Genomic DNA, 24,690 nt, shown 5'->3' on the forward strand with positions numbered 1-24,690 from the left:
TACACAAAAAAACAAACGGCATAGGTTTTTTTCCATGCCGTTTTGCATTCCATTTTTATTCCCAGTCCTTCTTTGAGCCTAACTTAATGACATTGTCCCAAGGGAGCCTCTTTGCTTTTACTTTCTTAGAATAACAATGTTCACGCGGCGGTTCGCTTGTCTGTGCTCAGCCGTATCGTTGGGGTATACCGGGTGATATTCCCCATAGCCGGTAAACTGCAGTCGTTCAGGAGAAATTCCTTTTTTCTCGAAGTGGTGAAGAACCGCAAGAGCTCTTGCCGAAGACAATTCCCAGTTGGAAGGAAATTGGCCGGAACGAATGGGCCGATTGTCTGTATGTCCTTCAATATTAATAGGATTGTCCACGACACTTAACAAGCCAATAATATCATCCAGAGTGTGTAGAAAGTCTGGTTTAAGATTGGCTTGACCGAGATCGAATAAAATCACGTCTTTAAGCGTTAGCTGCACGCCTTTTGGATTTTCTGTTAAATCGATCACGAGATTCAGATCATGTTCATTCACATATTCTTGCAGTTTTTGCTTTAATCCCTGTAAGGCAGCCTCGCTAGGAGAGGGCTTGGTAGGCATGGTAGAGGGGACAGGAGCCTCCATCGACATTTTCTCCGTTGTCGGCTCCTTGCCACCGCTTGTCGTATCGAAAACAGAAACATGATTAAACGCATTATACATAGATTCAATTAGCGAATCTGCTTTCTCCTTTTCGATATTACTCATCGAATACAGCACGATGAAAAACACCATTAGTAAGGTGATCATATCTGCATAGGTGATCAACCAACGCTCGCTGCCCTCATCATGCTGTTCCTCACGACGCCTTCTTCTCATTTGATCCACCTTGTCCCCCGTTTTGTTCTTCCAGCAAAAATTCTTGGCGCGCTTGATTTGGTAGGAAGGCCATTAGCTTTTCCTTAACAATATTCGGATTTTCACCAGATTGAATGGAAAGCAGACCTTCGGTTTCCATTTCCCTGATAATGATTTCATCCCGACTGCGCAGCTTTAACTTGTTGGCAATCGGTAAATAGACCACGTTGGCACTCATGACACCATAGAGCGTAGCGATAAAGGCAAGCGCAATCGAGTGACCCAGTGTGTCGGGTTGGCTTAGGTTACTAAGCACATGTACCAACCCCATCACGGTTCCAATGATTCCCATGGTTGGCGCAAAACCGCCAGCTGCTTCGAAAACTTTGGCCCCTAATTTATGACGTTCTTCAATATTGGCAATCTCCAACTGCAAGATATCACGGATCATTTCCGGTTCAGCACTGTCAATGACCAACTGTAGTCCTTTTTGTAAAAAAAGGTTGTCTTTCAACTGGTCGATATACTCTTCTAAGGCTAATAATCCTTCACGACGTGAAACCGTAGCCATCTTTGTCATGACTCTGATTGTCTCAATATGGTTCTGCTTTTTCTGTACAAAGGCAATTTTGACTAGGGGAATGACAGATTTTATTTGCTCGATTCCAAAACTTGCAATGACAGCACCAAAGGTACCTCCAAATACAATGATCGCTGCGCCAATTTGTAGGAGGGCACTGACTTCCCCGCCTTCTAGGAGGAATCCACCTATTAATGAAAGTAATCCTAGCGCAATTCCTATGGTAGTAGCTAAATCCACGGCGACACCTTCCTTTTTAATTCCGTAACCAAGGGAATGATTCTTTTAATTTTGTAGTCTAATATGTTAGAATACACCAGAGAATCCATCTTTAGGCCTATAGTTGTATATATCGGTAGAGATCGAGGTTCTGTTTAGTGTTTTTCGAGGAGAATGATGAAAATGGATAGCGATTGAAAGTCAAACCATAAACAGTCGATTAGAAATTCATGAAAAGGGGTGTGGAGAATGAAATTATATCTGAAATCATTTATCATTTTAATTGGCATTTCTGTCCTTATTATCGGAGCATTTGCCTTATGGGAATCGTGGACTGCAGAGCCTGCCGCAAAAGGGGAAAATCAGTCGGAAGTTTCCGCCGCAGAGCTGGTGGAGCGGACTGTAGAGACGGCCGTGATTACGACCAATCTGTATGATGAAGGCTGGATTAAGACGAAATTTGCGATTCAGACAGACTCTCCAGAAACCAAGGAACATGTAGAGAAAACGATGTTTCAGACGGAAAGTTTGATCATTAAGACCCTGTCACAACTTTCCAAGGATAAGTTGGCAGGCGCAGAGGGCTTGGCATTGGTGGAGAATTCCATTCAAAAGAAATTAAATCAAATGCTCGGAGGCGACGGTGATCAGATCGTCAAAGTCTATACCACAGATCGTGTGATCCAATAGGATCTGATACTGATTGAAGTAGGTGAATTCCATTCATGCAAGATGATCTCTTTTTTTACCTTATCGTATTAGGTCTCATTCTCGTTGGGGTGTCGTTCCTTCGATCCGGAAGAAATAAACCAGATTTGAACGCCACCCCCCGGCAGCAGATTAATGACCCGCAGTATCGTGAGTATCTGCATTTCATGTCTGAACTCAAAAAGGAAATGGAGCGGAGGAATGCAGAAATCTCCTATTCGGTACAAGAGCTGCGAAAAGAACTGACAGAAATCCAATCTCGCCTGGATACAAAGAATGGATCAACGGTCGATGGTCAGGGGGCCATGCGGCTTGATCACCGCTATGCTGAAATATTCGCCCTCAAGCAACAAGGGAAATCCATGGAGACGATTGCCAAACAATTGGATATGGGGGTTGGAGAGGTTGAACTCATACTCCAGTTGCATGCTGTATCTTCAGTATCCCCAGGGCAACGATGAAGGGGGAGGAAACCAATGATGGATAAACAATCGCTCTTACTTGGTGCTGGTTTAGGGATGATCCTGTCCGCCGTAGTGCTACACTATATTCCACCTTTGTTTGGACCCGCGACTGATCCCTCTGTTTCTCCGCCGCCTAAGTCAGCTCCATTGACGGTCGAGCAAGGGGAGAAGTGGATGAGCGAGCATGGGTACGTGGTCATGAAGCAAAAGCAATGGAACGAATATGAAAAAAAACGAAAAGAATTGGAAGCGAACCCTCCGAAGTCAACGATTACAATATACATCCAGCCCGGGTCGAATGTGGAAGGAATCGAGAGGATGTTAGTAGGGGCCGGCTTGCTCCCGCAGCAGAACCAATTTATTCGGCTGATGAAAGAAAAAGATCTTACTCGGCGGGTTCGAACAGGGGCCTACACCTTTGAAGGAAAGGTCAACGAAGAATTGATCATTGAAGAAATTACGCGCCAACGTTAAAATAAAAAGAAAAAAGGTGATACATATGCTCCGTGGAATTCAATCAGCTGTATCGGGTATGGTCGCGCAACAACGAAAACAGGATGCCCTTACGCAAAATTTGGCAAATCTGAATACACCAGGTTACAAGAATGACCAAGCCGTCATGCGGGCTTTCCCGGATATGCTGTTAGCACGCATTCGGGATCACCAGGATCTGCCACAGGTAATGAATGCCCCATCGATTCCGGGTCAACAGCAATACCTCGGCGTTCTTCAAAATGGTGTTTATACGCAGGAGTTAATTCCTGACTTTTCGTTAGGGACACTCATAGAAACTGGGAATGAATATGATGTGGCGATTGCGGACCAAGATCTCCCCCCTATCACTGTAGATGGACAAGCTGTTAAACCAGCCATCTTTTTTGCCGTGCAAAATGAGCAGGGAGAAGTCCGCTACACACGCAACGGCAAGTTTACCGTGGATGCATCTGGACAGTTGACAACCTCAGATGGTCTGCTGGTGCTCGACTCGCTGGGCTTACCGATTGAGATGGATGAAACAGGAAAGCTCCCGCTGACTGACCTTGGCTTGGTCCAGGTGGACAACCCGCATCAGTTGGTACGTGAAGGAAACAACACCTATCGCTATACAGGAGCGAATCAACCCCAGCTGTCAGCACCTGCTGATCTAACCGGGTTTTCCTTACAGCAAGGTTTTATTGAAGGGTCTAACGTGGATCCTGCGAAAACGATGACGGAAATGATGATGACGATGCGTTCCTTTGAAGCGGGTCAAAAGGTGATCCAGGCTTATGACCGTACACTGGAGCAATTGAATACGATCGGTAAACTCGGATAGGAGGTGAATAGAAGTGAATCTATCCATGTACATATCTCGTAGTGCATTGCATAGTTACCAACAAAAATTAGATACCGGGGCGCAGAATGTAGCGAATGCCAATACGGTCGGCTATAAGAAACGAGATGCTGTTTTCTCCGAAAATCTGGCCACTGAGATAAAGAATCAATTCGAAGATGAGAAGGAGATCGGTCGCTTAACCCCTAATGGCATCCGCACCGGATTTGGTGTCCATCTCGGCCAAACGGCGATCAATATGCAGCAAGGCAATGTCCAGGAAACGGATAATCCTTTTGATTTTATGATTGAAGGAAGAGGATTCTTTCAAGTGAGCCATCCGTCTGGACCGGATAAGGACGGACCAAGCGAAATTCGTTATACCCGTGACGGATCATTCAAGCTGACCCCATCTTTCTGGGGGGACACCAACTACCTGGTCAACAGTCAAGGAGACTATTTGTTGGATGATTTCGGGGATCGTATTGAAGTTCCAACGGGTTATGATGTGAAAATTAGCGGGAACGGTGAAATTTATTTTTACAATCAAAACAATCCTGACGATTTCTATACAAACTATACACAAATCGGGGTCGTTGATATTGCCAACCCGCAACTGTTGCAAAACGTTGGCGGCAATCAATATGTGCTGCGGGAAGATCTTTTGGGTCAAGGCGTCACCGTGAATGATCTGGTGCAAACTATGGATCTTAGCGCAGAAGGCAGTCCGAAAATCCGCCAGGGTGCTCTAGAAACCTCGAACGTCGACTTAGCGAAAGAAATGACCGAAATGATGATTGCCCAGAAAGGCTTTCAATTGAACTCTCGAGCGATCTCCTATGCAGATCAGATGATGGGAATTGCCAATGGGATTTTCAGAGGGTAATCAAATAACGGAAATCAAGGGATGAAGGGATCAACGAAGATGAAAATATCCACATTACTGTTCGGAGAGATCGAAATAAACAAAGAGCAAATCATAGATTTTCCTTCGGGCATCCCCGGATTCCCAAAAGAAAATCAATTTGTCTTTTTACCCATACCAGACACCCCATTCACCAGCATGCAATCTGTTTCCAGCGAAGTCCACTTTTTTGTGATCAACCCCTTTGAGTATTTCAAGGACTATGAGTTTGACATCCCTGATCCAGTGATTGAAATGCTAGGGATTGATGGGCCTGAGACCGTGGCCACTTGGTCGATCCTATCGTTAAAAGAGAACCTAGCCGATTCCACCGTCAACATGCAAGCACCTGTGATCGTGAATACAGGGTCCCGTAAGGGAAAACAATTGGTATTAAACCAATACCAGATCCGCCAACCTATTTTCATGCCAACGCCAGTGGCGTTACAGGGATAGGGGGGACCGAACGATGCTTGTATTAACACGCAGAAAACATCAATCGATTATGATTGGCGATGATATTGAGATCACGATTGCCGCGGTCGAAGGGGATCAAGTGAAACTAGGAATTAATGCACCCAAACACGTGGAGATTCATCGCAAGGAAGTGTATTTGGCGATTGAAGAGGCGAATCGGGAAGCGGTGAGCGATGTGGCGAGGGTGGATTTGAAGAGGATTATGGGGCAGTTGGGCGGAAGTGAATAAGTAGGATGAGGGATAGGGCCTTTCCGGTGGGGAGGGCTTATTTTTTGTACTTCTAAAATAAAATAAAAAAATAATAGAGAAGCTATAAACAAATTGCATATATCTTCCGATATATGAAGTGTAAGGAAAATCAATAGGAATTCGGTCGCGCGACGATGTTCTTATTGTTTTTACCTAAAACTAACCACATGGATGTGGGGAATATTTCAAGGAGGAATTTAAAATGAGAATTAATCACAACATTGCTGCGTTAAACACGTATCGTCAGTTGACTACCAACAACGCTGCACAAGGAAAGTCTATCGAAAAGTTATCTTCTGGACTTCGTATTAACCGTGCTGGAGATGATGCGGCTGGTCTAGCAATCTCTGAAAAGATGAGAGGGCAGATTCGAGGATTGGATCAAGCAACTAGAAACTCTCAAGATGCGATTTCAATGATTCAAACTGCTGAAGGTGCATTGAATGAAACTCACTCTATTTTACAACGTATGCGTGAATTAGCAGTTCAATCATCGACTGATACGAATACACTTTCTGACCGAGAGGAAATCCAAAAGGAAATTAACCAATTAACTTCTGAAATTAACCGAATTGGTAACACTACAGATTTTAATACAAAGAAATTATTAAATGGTGATCTTGAAAATACTTTTACATCAGAAGTAACAGGTATGAACTTTGTTGGTGGTACCGCTACAAGCACAAATGTTTCTTCAACCGGGCTTGATGTAACATTATTAAGTGGTACAAATGCATTAGAAGCTGGGGAACATACACTGGAAATAACTTCTACTCGTAATACAAGAGATCCTCAAGTGTTAACAGCTACTTTCAATGATTTTGATGCATCAAGTACTGGTAATGGAAAAGGTGTAACATTTGATGGAAACCAAATTACAGCAGATAATACTACTGCAGCAGAAAATTGGACGTTAACATACGTTGCAGCAGATGATGCATTTACTGTTACAAATGCTGCTGGTACTTTTTCTGATACAGTAAAAGTAGGGGAACAATACGATGCACATGGTGTCTCCTTTAAGATTACTGATGCTGGAACGATTGGTGATGGAGAAACCTTAGTATTCGCAACAACTGCTGGTGCTGACACGATTGGAACTGAGCAAACTGGTTGGACAACGGTTAATTCACAGGATGCAGTAATTGGTGATATTACTCTTACTGATGATGGCACTAATGAAATCTCTCAATATGCTGGTGGTAAACTAACTATTACTGTTAATGGTTCAGCAGGTAATTATAATGTTCTTTTAGAAGATAAAGATGGAAACACTGTAATTAATGATACTGTTACTGGAACAGGAACTTTTAATGATCATGGTATCAATTTTAATCTTTCGAATCTTGGTACTACGGATGGAAATGTAATAGAATTAGATTTGACTGAAGATACGTATACTGTTCAAGCATCGTTAGATGGTGGGGCTGCTCAAACACTGACTTCTACTTATGATGGCGTATCAACTTCAGAAGTTACTGATTTTACTGGATTAGCTGGTATTGAATTAGATAGTAGTGCTGTTCTAGCTGCGGGTACTCACACTTTTGATGTTGAACAAACTGTTGTTGAAAATGGTACAGATGAATCAGCAACTTTCCAAATTGGTGCAAATCAAAACCAGTCAATGTCATTAAGTTTTTCTGATATGCGTGCTTCTGCACTTGGAATCACTGGAACCGGAACAGGGTTTTCTTCATCAAACAATGTAACTGATGGAACTAATAATGCTAATGTTGAAAAAGCATTGGATGTCACTACAACTACAAATGCATCAAATGCAATTACGGTAATTGATGATGCAATAAAGTCTGTTTCCGCAGAGCGTTCTAAACTTGGAGCATCACAAAATCGTTTGGAGCATACAATAAATAACTTAGGAACATCATCTGAAAACTTAACTGCAGCGGAATCTCGTATCCGTGACGTAGACATGGCTAAGGAAATGATGGAGCAGACTAAGAACTCTATCCTTGCTCAAGCCGCCCAAGCAATGCTTGCACAGGCTAACCAACAACCTCAAGGGGTACTTCAGTTACTTCGTTAATCTTAACTTAATACACGGGAACTCTAGAGTCACTAGGGTTCCCTTTTTACTAACATCATGGAAATGAGGGGAAACAGCATGGAAAAGTACATAGATGTGATGAAAAGAACGATAGAGTTGTCCGTAACCTGCTTAGAAGGTTTGGAGCATATTAAAGTGAAGTTAAATGAAGGTCGATTTGAAGAAACCATCCAACTAATGAATGACGTAGTCACAGCCTTCTCCAAGATGGAAAGCTCCATTCAACCTATTTTCCATACATTGCCTTCCAATGAAATTCAACCTCTGACGCATTCCCTTATAAACGCATTTGAAAATGCCGTAACGGCTTACGAACAAGGACAAGCTGGAAAAGTGAAGGAGATCTTCCAATTCACGCTTTTACCAGCCTACAAGAAGTGGAAGGTTGAGGTGGAAAAAGTCTTTCATCCATACCTAATCTCATAGAGAAACCTTGGTAGAAGGAGGTGAAAGACGATGGACATTGCTGCTTTATCGATCTCGTTAAGTCAAGCAAAGATCATGCAAGAAGCTAGTACATCCGTCATGAAGATGGCGATGGATACGGCTAAAACGAATGCAGCCAATTTAACGGATATGTTAGGTCAGACTAAGGCTGTGGAGCAGGCTATGCAGCCACATCTAGGTTCACAGCTTGATGTTAGGCTTTAGCTGATTGCTGAAATCAAGGAAGTCCCAAGATTAATTTTAAGATAGGGTCTTCCTTGAGTAATTTGAGGAGGGTATATTGACATGAGTGACTTTGGCGTTATTTTTTGTGGTGAATGTAACAGTCTGCAAGTTGATAGTGGCTATGATACAACTTCAACTCTTAGATGCTCAGGTTGCGGCAATGAGAAAGAGTTCAAAGTTGGAAAAGTGACAATTTCTTCTGATGCTAGGGTTAACCTAGATGAAATAATTACACAAGCTAGAACAGAAGCTCGGATCTTAGCATAAAAAGTTTAGAGACCGATCTGGGGAGAATGAGTAGCCAATGGGCTGCTCCTTTTTTCTTTTTTGGGGCAATTGGGGAAAGTGGAGTGTGCCCCGAAAGCCCACTTGCTACTACCATGGTCCGAAATAGAACCATTGTAAACTGGAATGAAAGAATATTCGTACATATATTATAAATTGGAATATATACTCAAAGTAATAGAACGCATGGGGACTTCTTTTCGGAGAAGTCCTTTTTGCTGTGATTGAAAAGTGAGGAGGAAAGGTATGAAAATCATCAAAGGATTTGTTGACCATGTGCTGTTGAAAGAGGAACAATCATTCCCTTGGACATTTCTTGAGTTCCTTGAAACGGAGTGGATGAAACTGTACGAAGCCTATTCAAATGGTGAGCCACTAGAAGAATTCACCCTGGAGATGTACGGGGTGCAGATAGTGTTGGAGTCAGGTGACAGCCTACCCAAAGGCAATAGGTAAAACCATCTTTCCAGAATACGTGGAGAGGATTTCCCTAGATGATGTGGAGATCTATCGCATGTACGTGATGGAAGGGGAGGACTACGGCAAGCTGTACTATTCCATAGTCGGTATGCTAGATGAAAACGCAGAGAAATTCTTAGAAAAGTACGCTGAATTGAATGAAAGATAAATGCCCCGATCTCACAAGGAGATTGGGGTTATTTTTATTTAGAGGGAGGAAAAGAAATGTACATCGAAAATACTGATTTCAAAATAGCAGGCAACAAACAAGCCAAGCGGGTGAACATTGTGAGCCTAAAGATGGTAAGGGAGTCGAGTATCCTGTACAAAGAAAGAAGCGTTAGATCCCCAGAGGATGCTTACAAACTAGTAAAGGAATTTCTAGCCGATGCCGATCGGGAAGTCTTTGTGGTTACTTGTCTGGATACCAAAAACCAGCCAACAGCAATTAATATTTGCCATGTTGGAAGCCTGAACAGCAGTATAGTGCATCCGAGGGAGGTGATGAAGGCTGCCATCCTATCCAATAGTGCCTCCATCTTAGTGGCACACAACCATCCATCATCTGATCCTACCCCATCAAAGGAGGACATTGAAGTTACTAAGCGACTCATGAAAGCTGGAGAAATCATTGGGATTGACGTTCTTGATCATCTAATCGTAGGAAATGAACGGTTCATTTCGCTAAAAGAAAAAGGATACCTATAAAGGGGAATGAAAGATGAAGATGATTGGGGAAAGCGGTAGTAAGACGCATTTCATCAAAGCGTTAGCTGAAGCCAAGATTGGTCGATTAGAAGATTTTGTGCGAGAAAGAAAGGGGGAATTGAAGCAGATTGCAAGGCAAGATTATTCCGATCAAACAACATTGTTGCTGGATATGATCAGGGAAATCATTCCCGAATGCCAAGAGGTAAAAGTGAAGGTTGCTTCAGATCAAGTAGTACTAATGAATTGCTCGATTACGAAGAACCTCGACTATTCGTTCAAAATGTACCTAAACAGATCACCGAAAGAGATTACAGCGATGCTGATCATTCAAGTAGTCCTCCCCTATACACTCGACTTGTGGGAGCAGTTAGAGAAGGGAAGAGGAGAAAAGGAGGGACCAAAGTGCTTAGTCTAGCTCGTGAAATTGTTCGAAATTATGCAAAGGAAATTTTAAACCTTGATTGCGATCCCGAAACCCTGAGTTGGGAGAGTGTGACATTGTACAAGGAGGAGATCGATCCTGATCTAATTCCTATATACGATCTTGAAGAACTTATTCACGGAGATCCGTTAACGATCTGGATGGTGACTATTGAAGAGACCGAAGATACCGAAATCATTTTGGCTCTGATAGAGGAAGAGGACAAGACAGGATTTCAATATATCATTTGGTTGGAAAATGGCGTTAGAGTGTGGAGTAAAGTCTTGGGCTAGCTAACGACAAAACAAAGAAGGAACTGACGACAAAACTAAATCATGCTAAGCATGAAGATGTCATACCAAGTAATACCAAGGAAAGAGGATAGATTGTAAAGGAGATTAGCACCCTCAAGCGGTTTTACATTGTCAACTACAAACAATGGCTACTGGACAAAGGGTACGCCATAGCTACCATTAACAAGAAGATCAATTCCTTGCAAGCGTACAACTTCTATTTAATATCGAAGGGGATGGCAACTGAACAGGTTGTATTCCTAAGAAAAGATCAAGTGAAGATAGCATCGGGAAGACAAAATGTGAACGTACTGACTGATGAGCAAGTCAATCGTTTGTTGTTCTACATACAGGATCACCAAAACACCTCCCAACGAAATGAACTAGTCGTTTTGTTGCTCCTCTACACAGGAGTACGAGTAAGTGAGCTTTGCCAGATCAAGATTCAGGACATTGACTTCTTCACCAGTGAATTATCCATTTACGGAAAAGGAGGAAAGCACAGAGAAGTGCCGTTACGAAATGATTTGATAGCAAAAATTCGGGAGTACCTCAAGGGAGAGCGAAGTCAAAGCAAATTTGCTGAAAGTAAGTACTTGTTAGTCAGTCAGCGAAACGAAAAGATGGCAAGGGATACGATTAACACACTTCTGGAAGAAATAGGAGCAGACTTGGAATTCAAAATCTATCCCCACCAGTTACGTCACACCTTCTGTACCCGATTAATTCACAAAGGAGTAGACCTCACAACGGTGAGTCGTTTGGCAGGGCATCAATCCATCCTGACAACTAGCCATTTTTATATTTCCAGTAGTCGCAAACAAAAGCAAGAGGCTGTAAATTTGTTGTAGTTCAGGAGTTTTTGTAGTGATCGAAGACGACGAAGCGCTGACGCGCTTCACCTCCCCAAAGGGGCCTGGACCCCTTGGCTGAACTAAAGCGTTAGCCTGGCGAATTTAAATATGGATTCCCTTGGTATTATCTGAACTTTCCGAAGGTTGATTATACAAGGAGGCGTTTCATGTGTTAAAATAGAAATAGGAGGTGTTTGACATGCTATGGTCGGAAGTAAGGGAAGTATATCCGGATCAATATGTTGTTCTTCAGGCGTTGTCTTTTCATATAAAAGATAATAAGAAAGTCGTAGACGAAGTAGCGGTGATTAAGACTATTGATTCAGCTAGAGATGCTACAAGGGAATTAGTTCGGAGTTCGGGGGATAGGTTTGTATATCATACATCGAAAGAAAAGATTGAAATAGAAATTCGTCCAACTAATGGACTAAGGATAAGGGGGCTCCAATGAAAGTAGAGTTAATACAAGGGCTTTTACATACTTCTATTACTATGGAATTTAACGGGAAGAGAAAGAGTATAGATAATGTAGTTATTGACACAGGTGCAGCTTATTCTATTATCTCTTCAGATGAAGTTGACGATATAGGTGTATATTGGAGTCCAGATGACGAAATAATTGATTCTATCGGAATGGGTGGAGTTCAAAATTCCTTTGTAAAAAGGATAGATAAAGTTGAATTTGCAGGAGAAGTATTTACCTCGATACCTTTTGATTTTGGGTATTTTGCCCCTGAACTTAAAATTAATGGTTTGATTGGTCTCGATATTTTACTGGAAGGGAAGTTTTGTATTGACTTAAGGAACTTAATGATTGTTTAACTAAAAAACTAAGAGATTCTTTCATCTGAAACATCGCCACCTTAATTACATCTTGCCTCATCTCACCCTCACTAAGAGCTTTATTTCCATATAAGGATTACCCCCCTAATAAAAATGAACGCACACCGCGAAGTATTGCTGTGCTTTGCTTTACTATATTAAGGCGTTATCTTAGTGAAGTTTATCATCATTATTTTGGTTTAAATGGAATAAAGGTAATGTCTAAAAGGAAGTGTTCCCAATGAGAAAGAGAATTCAACATCGTTCACATTCCACGGAGCAACAAATTGTTTCCTATAAAATCCCACCTCGAGAAAAACAAAAAGAGATTCAACAGATTCTGTGGAATCAAAAGAGGCTCACTATGTATTCTGATTGTTCACAGATACTCCATCATGGTATTTATGGATTGGGTGCAATGTTTGTCTGTGGTGGCACGACTCGTACCTATTCAAAGAAAATCTATTCACGCTATGTGAACAAATCCACTTTGGGGGAATATTACGCAGTTGCTTTCACCATTCAACAGGTTCCCTCGTTTCTCCGGGATACCAAAGAAGTTTGTCCAGAGTACTTGAAATTATTTACAGATATTGAAATCCAATGGGATCATCTAAGGGAAGAATATCAAGAAGCGATAAATGATATTCAAAAACAACTTGCAGTACTTACGCTTCCCTTCGAGATAAGCAATATGACAAATGAAGAAAAAAGATGTAACCCTTTTTACCGTGCCGCACATAATGCATCCCGCAAAGCAATTGGAAAGTAGCTGAAGACGCTAATCACTCTTCGTTTTAACACGGTCTGACTCCATCACCAGATAAAGCATCAGTGTGGAGAAGTCTAATGAGTAACCGCCCTTTCCCCAAATAGTACAGGAAGGTTACTCATTTCGATTTTTTGACTTGGTCATTCAAGTGTACGGATCAGGTCTAGATCAGATGTGAACAAGGGATTAGTCTCTTATCACCTTAAATGTTGAAATCAATTTGACTGGATGGAAACCGTGCTTGTCGATGGATCCCAATTAACTTCGGCGCCAAGGGCTTCGCTAATAAAACGTAAGGGGACGTAGGACCTGCCGCCTTTCAAAAGTGCCGGCGCATCTAAATATAGGGTCCTTTGGTTTACCAGGGCGTTGTTATCTCCAATCCTAAGCGCAATATTTTTACCGTCTTTCTTTAAATCAACGATCTGGGTATTCTGATCCCAATTCACCTCGGCAGCCAAGGTTTCACTAACAAAGCGAAGAGGCACAAAAATTCTGCCTGCTGTTGTATCCATGTACGGCTTGGCATCAACGAATGATATAGTCGATCCGTTGACTATTAACTCAATACCATGTTCCTTGAAATCTACTCCGCTTGTTGCTATTTTTTGAATTTGCCTTTTGTCATAGTCAATTACATACAAATATTTTCCATCAAATTCATACCCTGATACATCGTTAATCCCGGTGCTCTTCACATCATCAAGCAGCCAGTGGTAATCCCATAGGGCTCGTCCTTGCTGTGATGTTTTTTGAACAGTAAATACTCCTTGATCATTCAAAAAATAAATGGATCCGTTTCGATAGATGGGACGCTCAATGAGATCGTCACTAGACAACTCCGTCGTCTTTCTTTCTCCTGATGCAAGATCTATATGGTGAATATAAACAGTTCCATCATAGACATCCAACTGGTCACCATTTAAGACAGGCAAAACAAAATGATAAAGATTTCCTAATTCATATCGGCCTTGTATTTTTACAGCTAGTGGCCCATGCCATTTGTACAGGATTTTCTCTTTTCCGTCCTTTAGAGCCACATATTGATGTAGATAACCCGCGGCTTTATAGGGGTCATTGACATCAATCCCCATTCGATTCTCATCCTGTTGGCGTACGTACACGATGGTTCCGTCTTTCGCAATAGAAAACCGGGGAAAGGTAATGTATTTGGCATAATCATAAAGTGTGTAATGTCCCCATTGATATAAATTTTCTGGACCACCTGATTTGGTTTCAAAAAACGCATCAGGTTGAAAGCCCTCGTTTGTTTCAGCTTTGCTAAGATGTAATAGGGTTGCTTTCCCCTTGTGAATTTTAAAAAGAAGGTTATAGGTTCCTCCTAGAATCGGGTCACCATCAGTGGCAGTCAGTCCCTCATCTTGCCGATTTCGGAAGATGAGACCTGATAGGTATAGTTCATCGTTGTAATAATCTATGGTGGCTAAACGAAAGGAGCGAATGACAGCATCCGATTGTAGGTAACCAGGCAATAATGTCTTTAAATGGTACAAATCATAGAAGATCCTTTGCTGGTCATCCTTAATTTCCTTTATTGAATCCCCATCTAAGACGTAAATAACGCCGTTTTCAGCAGCTAGACCTTGTGGCCAGTCCCATGGTTGATCTGGCTTCCCTAATGAAATAACTTGTTCCGTTTTCGCGTAGATGGGTGAACTCATAGATAGGAGGAACAGAAAACAGAGAATTAGTTTACGTAACAAAAAAATACCTCTTTTCACTTGAAGCTTAGCTTCGTCTTATTTTAAAAACTGCAATACAGATTGTTGGTTAGCTTGGGCCAGCATGGCCTGGGATGATTCTAGTAAAATTTTTTTATTGGTCAAATTTGAAAATTCTTTCGGCAAGTCGGCATCTCGGATAAGTGACTCAGCTTTTGTTAGGTTTATTTTATAATTCGCTACGTTGTTATTAATGTGTTCTAGGGTATTTTGATAAGCACCAAATTTAGTGCGTTCCGAAGAAACCGTTTGTATGGCTTCATCAATTTTCCCTATTGCATCTTGTGCTTCAGAAATTGTATCAACTACAACGTCATCAATCCCAAGATTTGGTGTACGTGCATCTAAAAGATGGATGGTAAAGGTGTCCCATGAATTTGCCCCAACATGAAGAATAACAGGTTCAAAGATCTTTTCCTGTCCAAAGCCGGAATCTGTAATAATTTGTTCGGCTAAGCCTGGGGAGATATTCGACGCAATTTCATCAGGCGTTGAAGGGATAAATATTTTATTTGCAAATTCATCATAGCTTTCGGAATAGGAGAAGTAATTCTTCGAACCTATAATATGAATACCAAATACATAGGAAAAAATATTATTCGTATCTAATGTAGACTTAACATCTGTTTCCGAAACAGACCCTGATTCATTATATGTATCGGTTAATAAAACAAAGATCTTTTTAGAATTTGAATCATAACCTAAAGTGGATCCCATAGAGCCGCTCGGGGCATAGTCAATCATGTGTTGGTATGGTGTAGAGGTTCCACTCGTTGCAATGTGCACAGTCGATAAATGATTCTTGATAATTGAAATATCATCTGTTAAGGGAAGGTTTCTACCGGGATGAACAGTACTAACGGTACCGACTCTAACATTTCCGTATGTAGACAGATCGTTAACAAAGCTGGAAATTCCCTTGGTTACTTCATCTATTCCTCCTTGCATGGAGCCAGAGTCGTCAATTAAGAAAATAATATCTGCTTTAGGATCGCTTATAGATCCCTCATTCCCTTGGATGACAGGTGGACGTAACAATTTAATCTCATTAAATTCACTATCATTGGCGATATCATTAATTGCTTCTTTGATATGATCCATTTCCTTTTGAATAATCTGTCGATCCTCTGGTGTTAATGTTCCATTCGAAGCTTGGACTGCTAATTCTCGCATCCTTTGTAAAAGCGGATTCTCAATAATAGATAAGCCACCTTCAGCAGTTTGGATTAAAGAGATTCCATCCTGAACATTTCTCTCTGCTTGCTCCAACCCACGAATTTGGGCTCTCATTGCTTCTGAAATACCTAAACCTGCTGATCATCAGCCGCCTGATTTATTCTTAATCCAGTTGAAAGCTTTTGCGCCGAATTCGTGATAGCATTATTAGTATTTTGCATTTTGTTATAAGTGTTAATGGCAAATAAGTTATGGTTTATTCTCAACTTCCACACCCCAAAAATACTTTTTTAATCTATTAATATAAGTATAGGCCCTTTTGCCTAATCCTTCAAATAAAACCATACTTTGGCTTATCTTTTTAGTACTGGGGAAAACTTTCAATTTACTTTTTAAAGATTTATGATTAGTTTTAAATAGGGTAGATTTCTTGGGTTACTTTCCCCCACTTGCAGGTTCATATTCTCAAAAAAAGCTGTAATCCCCCTGCAAGCCGTTTTTAGGAGGTTTTTCCATTGAGAGATTTATTAATAGGTATATGTGTGTCACTTTTTACAATGGGAGTCATGATTTATTTAGCCGTATTTCATGTCGGTTTGGAATCTTCTTCACCAAAAGTTGATGCGCAAAGTCCGATGAAAGAAAATTTTGCTAGAACCAATCAACCCATTTACTATCGAGATAAAGTGATCGTTCTTCTGTATCATGATGTAGTTACAGATCCCTCATCGGTAACTCCTTATACTATCTTAAAAAGTGATTTTGAGGAACAAATGAAAGCCTTACACGAACATTCGTACAATGTAATTAGTATAGATCAGTATGTGAATTATGTGAAAGAAGGGGCGGAAATCCCACCAAATGCCGTTGTTATAACTTTTGATGATGGATATGAGAGTTTTTACTACCAAGCATATCCTACACTAAAACAATATCATTTTCCCGCAACAAACTTTATCATTGTAAATTCTACAGATCGGTATTCTGCAGAACGATTTCCGCATCTGACTTGGGAAGAAATAAAAGAAATGAAAAATAATCAAATGAGTTTTCATAATCACACCTATAATCTTCATTCTAAAGAACTGGTAAATGCACAAGGAATTAAAAAGCCTGCTTTATCAAATCGTATCTATTTGGAAAAGTTTGACCGTCTTGAGACGGAGGAAGAGTACATAAAAAGAGTGAAGAGTGACCTTATCTTTGCTGAAGAACGTTTAGAACAAGAATTAGGTGAACGCGAGGTAAAAGTGTTAGCATTCCCATTTGGTTCCTATAATAAAGATTCGTTAATGATAGCAAAAGAATTAGGGTTTGATCTGGTTATGACTACTAAGGAAGGAATCAACACAAGGGAAAACTTAGAGGTGTATCGTATCAATGCTGGACGTTCCGGAATATCTGCTGAAGGTTTGTTAGACCTTCTTAAAAAATGGCATGACAGGTAACGATGGTACCATTGAAGATAATCATTTACTTTATGTTTAAACCATATATTGGTATAATTTTACTGTCTTTTTTAAATTAGGCTAATATAATGGGGTGTTAACAACAGAAAAGATAGTAAAGGGGCGGGATCTACATCCGCCCCTTTCATCGTCGATGGCAATTTACTTAGTCTTATATCCAATATTGAAATGTAAAGTGCCGTCAACCGGATAATAGGCAACCTTTACTTTTCTTCCATTTAAAATAAATTCATCCGGGATATCGTTCTGGTTGCAGTAGTTCCATACCGATTTCCATTTGTCTTCGAAATAAAATTTAAAGAGCTGTGCAGAGACAACGGGAATCTTAAAGGATTCAGATATGACAGGTTCTTTTTTTCCAGGAGGTGTTCCCCATCCTGTATATCTGATCGTTACCTCAACATCATCGTTAGGGCTGCTGTCAAATAGGGTGATTGCTTTATAGGCTCCGGTAATACCAAATGACTGTCCGCCATCTTTAAATCCAAGCTCATTTTTAAATGCCTGGTAATTCTTGTGTTGATCGGGTGACCAGGTCGATTTAAGCTGTGGAGCTTTCCATCCGCCGGGATAGTTGACATTCGGGTCTAATGGGTTAAAGTCAAATGTTGAAGGATATTGTCCCTTTGTTCCAAAATAATTGGTAGTTGGGTTTTCTGGGACGGTCCCGATGAATATGATCGTTGTTTTATTCTCTTTTTTCATACTAACAGGATAGTAGTCATCAATAAATGATAGGGGCAAGGCGAGTGAACCACCCTTCATAATTCCGTTAATAGATGGTCCTTGGCTATTTCCTATTTGCTTCCCGGGATATGTTGAGCCATTTCTTTTGGGAACGCCATCCCATTGAAAGTTCCAATACTCACCGTTCCCCATATCCACCACACTGGAGTTATAATCATCGCTTAAGTCCCCGGTAATACCCAAACCATACAAGGAATCAATGGGAATATAGATTTCTTCACCCCGCGAGAAAATTTGCTCTAAAAAGGTGTTAAACCCTGGGCCTCTTTTTTCTTCTCCATTGACGAAAAGGGCAAAGGGTTCCGTATTATCCGATGCGGTGGGGTGATCTTTTTTTTCTTCTCCCCATTGAATATGGTAGCCATAGTAATAGGAAGTATAGATTTTGGTATTTCCCTTTTTATAGGTTTCTCCACTTGCACCATACTGCAGTTTAAAGAGATCTTTGAGCAATGTCTGTGTTTCTGTTTCACTCATCGGCAGCCCGAGTTTCACTAAGAGCGATGCCATAAAAGGAATTTTACTTTGATCGAGTTCGACAATCGTCATATGCCAATTTTCACTGATATCTCCATAAATATGGTCTTCAAATTGGTAAACTAACCGAATGCCATTTCCAGTGATTTCTGTTTCGTATCGTTCCGGATTGTTTGTGGCGGAAACTTTCACCCCGTATTTTTTTGCAGTAGCAGCTACACGGTTGACAAGGGAGTCGGTTAACGGGATGGTGTTTTTCGTTGCCTTCAGCTTTCCGGACTTATAATCTCTCACTTTTTTTAAGAAGACAGCTGCTTGTGCACGGGTGAGCCGGTCTGTTGGACCGTAATTCTCAAAGTAATCTGCCTTATTATTATAGGTTCCGGATGTGAGGTTTTTTTGATAGAGATATCGAACAGCTTTTTTCGTTTGAAGATTCTCTATGTTGCCATTCAGTAACTTATAGATAATGCGAGCCACTTCTGCACGTGTAATTTCGGCATTCCTTCTTTCACCATATTCCCCAATCGAGTTAATCCCTTTTTGCTCTACGAAATCATAGGCCCAGTCCGCCCAGCTGATCTTTTCATAAGGGTCCTTCGGTGTTGTGTCCTTCGGTTTCCCAAAAAGCATATTCACTGCCAAAGCCAGGAATTCCTCTTCAGTCATGTAACGGTCAGGTTTAAAGGTTCCATCCTCATACCCATTAATCCATCCTGATTTCACCAAATATTGAATTTCCGATGCGGCCCAATGGTTTGAAGGAACATCAGAAAATTGCTGTTGAGCTGTAGCTTGTCCTGCTTGAAATAAGGTGGTTACTAACATCGTAGATACGATGGCAGTACTAATAAATTTTCTGTTGTTTAACATGAATCCAACTCCTCTGTTGTTACGCCTGGTTGATTTTGTTTACATATTAAAATATCTTTTTATGTGCAGAAAGAGGGTGGTCCTAAAAGCTAGGCATTAAGGACACCTAATTGTTTACCACATTGTCATTTTTTTTCTTTTATCGAACTCCATCTGTAACATTTTTTTGCTTTGCAATAATGTTTTGCATCTCATCTTTTCCCTACTAATTCTCTATAATGGTAATGTATAACATATAAGATTATATACCTTAGTTACCATAATGAGAATATAATTTGCTACTTTTTGACTAGCCTCTATTGGAAATTGCCGAGGAATTACAGATGCTGATTGGGAAATTTAAAGTTTAATGGGGAGGCCTTGGGAAGCTTCCTCCTCATACGGTTTGGACCTGGATTCTCTCGGATAGACCTCGGATTCGGACTGAAAAACTGTGTTTCACACTGGCTGAGTCTGAATCAGCTCTGAATTCGGACTCAGATTCAGTATTTCGCTCCAGCTTAGTCCGAATAAGCCTTGGATTCGGACTAAAATCAGTGATTTACTCCCACTCCGTCCGAATCATGACTGGGGTGGCTGTTTATGTGCGTTACCTCTTTACCTAAAAACGAGATTAATCTACTTCAGATCTGAATATTTAAAGAAACTCTGACATTTCTACAGGCATTGAGCAAATTTCTAATAGTGTACAAGAGGTAAGCCAATCTTCCTTATCTGCAGAAAACTCGGCAACATTAGGAAACGAGATTGTATCCCAATCCGTAGAACAAATGAATTACATTGATACATCAAGTAATGCGATGAAAGAAATAATTCAGGTATTAGGACAAAAATCTGAACAAATTGGAAATGTAATCTCAATAATCACTACTATTGCAGAGCAAACTAATTTATTAGCGTTAAATGCTGCTATTGAAGCAGCCAGAGCAGGGGAACATGGAAGGGGATTTGCAGTAGTCGCGGAAGAAGTTAGGAAGCTGGCAGAAGAGTCTAGCCAGTCAGGTGGAAAGGTTAATGAATTAATCAAGGATATTCAACAAGAAATTAGAAAAACTGTAGAAGCAATGGGGGAAAATAACCAAGCTATTGAAAAAGGCATTACCTTAGCCAACCAAGCAGGAAAGGCGTTTGAAGAAATAACGATTGAAGTGGACGATGTAAGCAATCAAATCCAAAGGATCTCTATAGCCATCCAACAAATAAATACTAAAATGGCAACGTTATTCCAATCATCCAAAGATACTGAGGAAATTGTTAAAGAAACAGAAGCTCATGCACAAAATGTTGCCGCCTCTGCAGAGGAACAACATGCAGCCATGGAGGAAATTTCATCCGCTTCCATTACATTATCTAAAATGGCCGAAGACCTTCAAAGTATTGTAACAAAATTTAAATTGTAGTAACGTTCCGCAATTTAGGGGGATGATTGTGCGAAGACTAATTCGGCAATCACCCCTTTTTCTATATGATTGGTTTTAATTTATTCTTCATCTAAAAGATACAGTTTTCCTTTGCAAATATTGTTGAAGTTTGTAAATTGATGCGTCATTATATCTATAAGAGGATTTTATCCAGGGCCAGGGTTTTATTTACCTGGAAAAACTATTCATGGTAGGGATGAAGATGAGGAAAATAATTTTAGGTTTTAGTATTCTTTTCATTTTAACTAGTTGTAATAATAGTTTAGACACATTTCAATATGAGATGGAACAAGGCCAATTAGAATATTCGAAGGAAAACTTTGAATTAGCCAAATATCATTACCAAAAGGCATTAGAGCAGGACCCAGATAGTAAGGAGGCTAAGGAAAATTTAGCTGTTGCTGCAGAATCTTTGAAGCCTAATATGGATGATTCCAGTGTGGACAGAAAAACTTTAACACAGAAAGAATTGAAGGATACCATTCTAGATTATTCCTTCGAGAGCGGAGGTGGCTCGGGGGACTATGGAGAGATAGTTATTCAATTTACAAAAGATGGGGAGAAAAAGGAAGCGACTTTTGACGGGAAATCCACGACGTTTGAGGATTTAGATGGGGATGGCACCGCGGAAATTTTAGATCAAGTTCCGATTATATCAGATTTTGATTTTCCGGAAGCGTTTAAACCCTATTGGATCGACATTTTTCAATTTGACCTGAAACAAGAAAAGTTGATCAATGTTGGTGGTCCAAGATATTCCGGCTTTTATAGATCCAATTACATCCCTTCATTAGAAAATACAATTGCCGAATTTCAAGACCCCGATATCACTCTAGCATACTCGGCAATGAAGGAAATCGCGCAAGAAGTGATTGATGGTAAGTTTGCTTCTGAAATAAATGGAGAATTCGTAAATAATCGTTTCCTAGAAATTACAAAAGAGGCAATGGTAAAGGCTAAGCCAGAACCTTCCCTGGAAATAAGAATAGATGATTTCATTCTTCAGTTTAACCAAAACTTGAAAAGTAATTATCCGTACAGACATATACCCAAGGATGATTCCGTCCCTCTTGACATGTTCAGGATAGACTTAACCCAAAATATCAATATGGCTTGTGTCGTCAACAGTGATGGTAACATAAAAGGACTAATACTAAACGGAACGACTTACACAAAGGACGATTTTAAGGAATACATGAAGGGGATCATAGGAATTCTGACTGTACTAGAAAGAGATAATCAAGCAAAGGACGAGATTATTACAGCTCTGCAACATACCCAAAACGGAGAGAAATCTATAGTTAAAAATGGTAAAAAGTATGTTTTTAAAGCCATTGGAACAACGTACGGATTTTCAGTTGTACCCGAAGAGCAGTAAAATAGTCTTCTCATCTCAAAAAAACACCATCTAACCTTTGGAAAAACCAAAGATTTGGATGGTGTCTTTTTTTTCTACCTCAGTTTAAATTGTCGGATTCGTTCTTGTAGCTCTTCAGCCAATTTTGACAAAGCACTGGAAGAAGAAGTGATTTCTTCCATGGATGCTAGTGTTTGTTCGGTTGCGGCAGAAACACTTTGAGTTCCAGATGCTGTGTTTTCTGTCACAGCTGCAATTTCGTCCATAGAAAGGCTCATTTGTTTCGTCCCAGTTGACATTTGTTGTGCAGATGCCGATACTTCTTGGATTTGTTCAGCTACTTGATTGACTGATTGGAGAATGGTATCAAATAACTGTCCGGTTTTCTGAATCCCCTCCATCCCATTTTCTACATCACGTGTTGTATCATTCATGGAATAGATGGCTTGGCCCATGTCGTTTTGAATGGCATCAATTAATGATTCAATTTGCTTTGTCGAATGGGAAGATTCTTCAGCTAATTTCCGCACCTCATCGGCAACAACGGAAAATCCTCTTCCGTGTTCACCGGCTCTAGCTGCTTCGATTGCTGCATTGAGAGCTAATAGGTTCGTTTGGTTGGCAATCCCTTGAATGACCTCAATAATTTTTCCAATTTCGTTCGAACGCTCATTTAATTGCTGGATGACCACACCCAGCCCGCTGACTGACTCTCGAATAGAGTTCATCTGCTCAATTGAAGTTTGAACGGATCGACTTCCTTCTTCGGATCGGGTCGTGGTATCTTGAGCAGATACGGAAACATCATGAGCACTGGTGGCAATTTGTTGAATCCCTGCTGACATTTGTTGAACGGTTTCAGAACTACTATCTACGCTTTGAACTTGTTTATCTGCACCTTCTGCCATTTCCTGCACTAAGCTGGCTATTTGTTGGGTTGCGCTTGTCGTTTGTTCGGAACTAGCCAAGAGTTCTTCTGAGGAAGCTGCCAATTGATTGGAGCTTTCATCAACATGAAGCAAGACAGTGCGCAAGGAATCGACCATGTCATTAAACCGTTCGGCTAATTTTCCTAATTCATCATTTCGATTAACGGTTACTTTTTCTGTTAAATCCCCTTGGCCAATACGATCTGTAGCCGATACGATTTGTCCAATCGGACGAGTGACAGACCTTACGATATATAGAGCAACAAGAGCCCCGATAATAATAGCAATCGCGATGACCCAAAACATCGTGTTTAAAATAGTAGAGGCCTCACGGTCCACTTCATTGGTGTACATCGTCCCTGCCAATTTCCAACCTGTTAATTCGTTGGTTGTGAAGCTCAGTCTTTTTGCTTCCGTACCATTCTGTAAGTATTCGAAGGATCCGGAGGTACTTTTATAGAGCTTTTCATTTTGCTCATTTTTAGGTGCTTCACTTCCTGCCTCTTGTTCTGGATGGTAAACATATTTGCGATCCGAATCCAGAACGTAAACATATCCTTCTTTACCAATTGATACTTCCTTCGTAATTTTTTGAAGTTCTTTTAATTGTACATTAACGGCAACCACACCCTGGCCGTCTTTCATCACCTTGGCGACAGTCAAAACTAAATTGCCTGTCGAGGCAGAGGGGTACGGGCTTGTGATGATGACTTCCCCTTTATGTTCCATCGCAAGCTGGTACCAAACCCTTTTTCGTGGATCATAGTCCGGAGGATTTTTGAGATCAGGCACATTAATATAGACCCCTTTTTCTGTCCCCACAAATGCAAGTTCAGCCTCGGGATGGATGTTTTTATAAGTTTCTAATTCCTTTCTAATTGAAGGACTTACCCCGCGATTGGCCCCTGCCGCCTCAATTTGAACCTCAGCACCTTTTAGATCTTGTGAGAGCAGATCGACCTCCTGCATTTTTCCTTGAATAAATTTGCTAATAATTTCATTTAGAAGGTTAATATTCGTTTCCGATGCTTTTATCATTTGCTCTTCCACTTTACTCTTAGCTGCATCATAAGACATCGCACCTATAGCAATACTCGGAATGATTAAAATCAAAGCAAAGGACATGAGAAGGCGATCTCGTAGGGAAAACTGAAACCTCTTCCTTCGATTTTTTAGTAGACTCAAGCTGTTCATCTCCTCTATATATTCCACATAGGACAAAAGTTACATGACCTTCAAAATGATAGATAAAAACACCGGATTTGTAAATATTTAGAATGAAAGAAGTAAGATTCATTTGTGTTCAAATATTTGCAAAGGTAGGAAAAGATTGGACTAGTATCCAACTCTTTCTTGTCTAGCTACCTAAAATTTCCTATACTGTAATAGGACAAAGGAAT

At 40.6% G+C, this 24,690-nt stretch carries 30 protein-coding genes and 1 pseudogene; 24 read left to right on the plus strand and 7 right to left on the minus strand.

What is annotated here, in order from left to right; translation table 11 throughout:
- Positions 1 to 117: 117 nt before the first annotated feature.
- Together J2Z37_RS07065 and J2Z37_RS07070 are read right to left on the minus strand one after the other, a co-directional pair.
- On the minus strand, positions 118 to 849 hold the full coding sequence (locus J2Z37_RS07065; protein ID WP_209809550.1) for a flagellar motor protein MotB: 732 nt from the start codon (positions 847 to 849) through the stop codon (positions 118 to 120).
- Entirely contained in the window at positions 830 to 1,648 is an 819-nt protein-coding gene (locus J2Z37_RS07070) for a flagellar motor protein (RefSeq protein ID WP_209809551.1), read from the minus strand. The genes J2Z37_RS07065 and J2Z37_RS07070 overlap by 20 nt, the downstream gene beginning before the upstream one ends.
- 228 nt (positions 1,649 to 1,876) lie before the next feature.
- Between J2Z37_RS07070 and J2Z37_RS07075 the strand changes: the two genes are divergently transcribed.
- The 20 genes from J2Z37_RS07075 (at position 1,877) to J2Z37_RS07170 (ending at position 13,099) form a co-directional block, all read left to right on the plus strand.
- On the plus strand, positions 1,877 to 2,317 hold the full coding sequence (locus J2Z37_RS07075) for a flagellar basal body-associated FliL family protein (RefSeq protein ID WP_209809552.1): 441 nt from the start codon (positions 1,877 to 1,879) through the stop codon (positions 2,315 to 2,317).
- Between the two features lie 35 nt (positions 2,318 to 2,352).
- Positions 2,353 to 2,796, plus strand: coding sequence for a DUF6115 domain-containing protein (locus J2Z37_RS07080; protein WP_209809553.1), 444 nt, complete (start codon positions 2,353 to 2,355; stop codon positions 2,794 to 2,796).
- A 15-nt stretch (positions 2,797 to 2,811) separates the two neighbouring features.
- Positions 2,812 to 3,273: a hypothetical protein gene (locus J2Z37_RS07085; protein ID WP_209809554.1), complete on the plus strand. Its 462-nt coding sequence runs from the start codon at positions 2,812 to 2,814 to the stop codon at positions 3,271 to 3,273.
- Between the two features lie 25 nt (positions 3,274 to 3,298).
- Entirely contained in the window at positions 3,299 to 4,114 is an 816-nt protein-coding gene (locus tag J2Z37_RS07090; protein ID WP_209809555.1) for a flagellar hook-basal body protein, read from the plus strand.
- A 13-nt stretch (positions 4,115 to 4,127) separates the two neighbouring features.
- Positions 4,128 to 4,997 (plus strand): flagellar hook-basal body protein, encoded by an 870-nt coding sequence (locus J2Z37_RS07095; protein WP_209809556.1) that lies wholly within the window; start codon positions 4,128 to 4,130, stop codon positions 4,995 to 4,997.
- 39 nt (positions 4,998 to 5,036) lie between these two features.
- Complete coding sequence (gene fliW / locus J2Z37_RS07100) at positions 5,037 to 5,471, plus strand: flagellar assembly protein FliW (protein ID WP_209809557.1); 435 nt, start codon at positions 5,037 to 5,039, stop codon at positions 5,469 to 5,471.
- A 13-nt stretch (positions 5,472 to 5,484) separates the two neighbouring features.
- Positions 5,485 to 5,721, plus strand: coding sequence for a carbon storage regulator CsrA (csrA, locus tag J2Z37_RS07105; RefSeq protein WP_209809558.1), 237 nt, complete (start codon positions 5,485 to 5,487; stop codon positions 5,719 to 5,721).
- A 223-nt stretch (positions 5,722 to 5,944) separates the two neighbouring features.
- Positions 5,945 to 7,789: a flagellin N-terminal helical domain-containing protein gene (locus J2Z37_RS25760; protein ID WP_209809559.1), complete on the plus strand. Its 1,845-nt coding sequence runs from the start codon at positions 5,945 to 5,947 to the stop codon at positions 7,787 to 7,789.
- A gap of 78 nt (positions 7,790 to 7,867) precedes the next feature.
- Positions 7,868 to 8,236 carry a DUF8042 domain-containing protein gene (locus tag J2Z37_RS07115; protein WP_209809560.1) on the plus strand — a complete coding sequence of 123 codons (369 nt, stop codon included), beginning with the start codon at positions 7,868 to 7,870 and terminating at the stop codon, positions 8,234 to 8,236.
- Positions 8,237 to 8,266: 30 nt separating this feature from the next.
- On the plus strand, positions 8,267 to 8,461 hold the full coding sequence (locus J2Z37_RS07120) for a YjfB family protein (protein WP_209809561.1): 195 nt from the start codon (positions 8,267 to 8,269) through the stop codon (positions 8,459 to 8,461).
- Positions 8,462 to 8,542: 81 nt separating this feature from the next.
- Entirely contained in the window at positions 8,543 to 8,749 is a 207-nt protein-coding gene (locus tag J2Z37_RS07125; RefSeq protein ID WP_209809562.1) for a hypothetical protein, read from the plus strand.
- A gap of 264 nt (positions 8,750 to 9,013) precedes the next feature.
- Positions 9,014 to 9,223, plus strand: coding sequence for a hypothetical protein (locus tag J2Z37_RS07130; RefSeq protein ID WP_209809563.1), 210 nt, complete (start codon positions 9,014 to 9,016; stop codon positions 9,221 to 9,223).
- A gap of 19 nt (positions 9,224 to 9,242) precedes the next feature.
- Positions 9,243 to 9,395 (plus strand): hypothetical protein, encoded by a 153-nt coding sequence (locus J2Z37_RS07135; protein WP_209809564.1) that lies wholly within the window; start codon positions 9,243 to 9,245, stop codon positions 9,393 to 9,395.
- A 56-nt stretch (positions 9,396 to 9,451) separates the two neighbouring features.
- Positions 9,452 to 9,934, plus strand: a complete 483-nt coding sequence (gene radC, locus J2Z37_RS07140; RefSeq protein ID WP_209809565.1) for a RadC family protein — start codon at positions 9,452 to 9,454, stop codon at positions 9,932 to 9,934.
- Between the two features lie 13 nt (positions 9,935 to 9,947).
- Positions 9,948 to 10,352, plus strand: a complete 405-nt coding sequence (locus J2Z37_RS07145; protein ID WP_209809566.1) for a hypothetical protein — start codon at positions 9,948 to 9,950, stop codon at positions 10,350 to 10,352.
- Entirely contained in the window at positions 10,340 to 10,651 is a 312-nt protein-coding gene (locus J2Z37_RS07150; RefSeq protein WP_209809567.1) for a hypothetical protein, read from the plus strand. The genes J2Z37_RS07145 and J2Z37_RS07150 overlap by 13 nt, the downstream gene beginning before the upstream one ends.
- Before the next feature lie 200 nt (positions 10,652 to 10,851).
- Positions 10,852 to 11,502: a tyrosine-type recombinase/integrase gene (locus J2Z37_RS07155; protein WP_209809568.1), complete on the plus strand. Its 651-nt coding sequence runs from the start codon at positions 10,852 to 10,854 to the stop codon at positions 11,500 to 11,502.
- Between the two features lie 202 nt (positions 11,503 to 11,704).
- On the plus strand, positions 11,705 to 11,956 hold the full coding sequence (locus J2Z37_RS07160; protein ID WP_209809569.1) for a hypothetical protein: 252 nt from the start codon (positions 11,705 to 11,707) through the stop codon (positions 11,954 to 11,956).
- A complete protein-coding gene (locus J2Z37_RS07165) occupies positions 11,953 to 12,327 on the plus strand; it encodes an aspartyl protease family protein (protein ID WP_209809570.1) in 375 nt (124 codons plus the stop codon). Before J2Z37_RS07160 ends, J2Z37_RS07165 begins: the two co-directional genes overlap by 4 nt.
- Before the next feature lie 241 nt (positions 12,328 to 12,568).
- Positions 12,569 to 13,099, plus strand: coding sequence for a hypothetical protein (locus J2Z37_RS07170; protein ID WP_209809571.1), 531 nt, complete (start codon positions 12,569 to 12,571; stop codon positions 13,097 to 13,099).
- A 215-nt stretch (positions 13,100 to 13,314) separates the two neighbouring features.
- Here J2Z37_RS07170 and J2Z37_RS07175 read toward each other — a convergent pair whose 3' ends face one another.
- From J2Z37_RS07175 to J2Z37_RS25765, 3 genes are all read right to left on the minus strand, one after another.
- Positions 13,315 to 14,781, minus strand: a complete 1,467-nt coding sequence (locus J2Z37_RS07175; RefSeq protein ID WP_209809572.1) for a copper amine oxidase N-terminal domain-containing protein — start codon at positions 14,779 to 14,781, stop codon at positions 13,315 to 13,317.
- 78 nt (positions 14,782 to 14,859) lie between these two features.
- Positions 14,860 to 16,131, minus strand: coding sequence for a flagellin (locus J2Z37_RS25455; protein WP_280922175.1), 1,272 nt, complete (start codon positions 16,129 to 16,131; stop codon positions 14,860 to 14,862).
- Positions 16,132 to 16,145: 14 nt separating this feature from the next.
- Complete coding sequence (locus tag J2Z37_RS25765; RefSeq protein ID WP_280922176.1) at positions 16,146 to 16,238, minus strand: hypothetical protein; 93 nt, start codon at positions 16,236 to 16,238, stop codon at positions 16,146 to 16,148.
- Positions 16,239 to 16,532: 294 nt separating this feature from the next.
- Here J2Z37_RS25765 and J2Z37_RS07190 point away from each other — a divergent pair, with 294 nt between their 5' ends.
- Positions 16,533 to 17,465, plus strand: a complete 933-nt coding sequence (locus J2Z37_RS07190; RefSeq protein WP_209809573.1) for a polysaccharide deacetylase family protein — start codon at positions 16,533 to 16,535, stop codon at positions 17,463 to 17,465.
- A 162-nt stretch (positions 17,466 to 17,627) separates the two neighbouring features.
- On the opposite strand, the gene J2Z37_RS07195 is transcribed toward J2Z37_RS07190, so the two are convergent.
- Positions 17,628 to 19,583 carry an S-layer homology domain-containing protein gene (locus tag J2Z37_RS07195; RefSeq protein WP_209809574.1) on the minus strand — a complete coding sequence of 652 codons (1,956 nt, stop codon included), beginning with the start codon at positions 19,581 to 19,583 and terminating at the stop codon, positions 17,628 to 17,630.
- A gap of 674 nt (positions 19,584 to 20,257) precedes the next feature.
- Here J2Z37_RS07195 and J2Z37_RS07200 point away from each other — a divergent pair.
- The 3 genes and pseudogenes from J2Z37_RS07200 to J2Z37_RS07205 all read left to right on the plus strand — a co-directional run bounded on the left by J2Z37_RS07200 (position 20,258) and on the right by J2Z37_RS07205 (position 22,382).
- Positions 20,258 to 20,983, plus strand: coding sequence for a methyl-accepting chemotaxis protein (locus J2Z37_RS07200; protein ID WP_342453800.1), 726 nt, complete (start codon positions 20,258 to 20,260; stop codon positions 20,981 to 20,983).
- A 223-nt stretch (positions 20,984 to 21,206) separates the two neighbouring features.
- Positions 21,207 to 21,260 (plus strand): annotated as a pseudogene (locus J2Z37_RS26100) (lipoprotein); the annotation flags it as partial.
- A 27-nt stretch (positions 21,261 to 21,287) separates the two neighbouring features.
- Entirely contained in the window at positions 21,288 to 22,382 is a 1,095-nt protein-coding gene (locus J2Z37_RS07205) for a tetratricopeptide repeat protein (RefSeq protein WP_245203645.1), read from the plus strand.
- Positions 22,383 to 22,456: 74 nt separating this feature from the next.
- Here J2Z37_RS07205 and J2Z37_RS07210 read toward each other — a convergent pair whose 3' ends face one another.
- Positions 22,457 to 24,475, minus strand: a complete 2,019-nt coding sequence (locus J2Z37_RS07210) for a methyl-accepting chemotaxis protein (RefSeq protein WP_245203646.1) — start codon at positions 24,473 to 24,475, stop codon at positions 22,457 to 22,459.
- Positions 24,476 to 24,690 lie beyond the last annotated feature (215 nt).

Origin of the sequence: Ammoniphilus resinae, from assembly GCF_017873965.1 — a bacterium.
Lineage (GTDB): Bacteria > Bacillota > Bacilli > Aneurinibacillales > RAOX-1 > Ammoniphilus_A > Ammoniphilus_A resinae.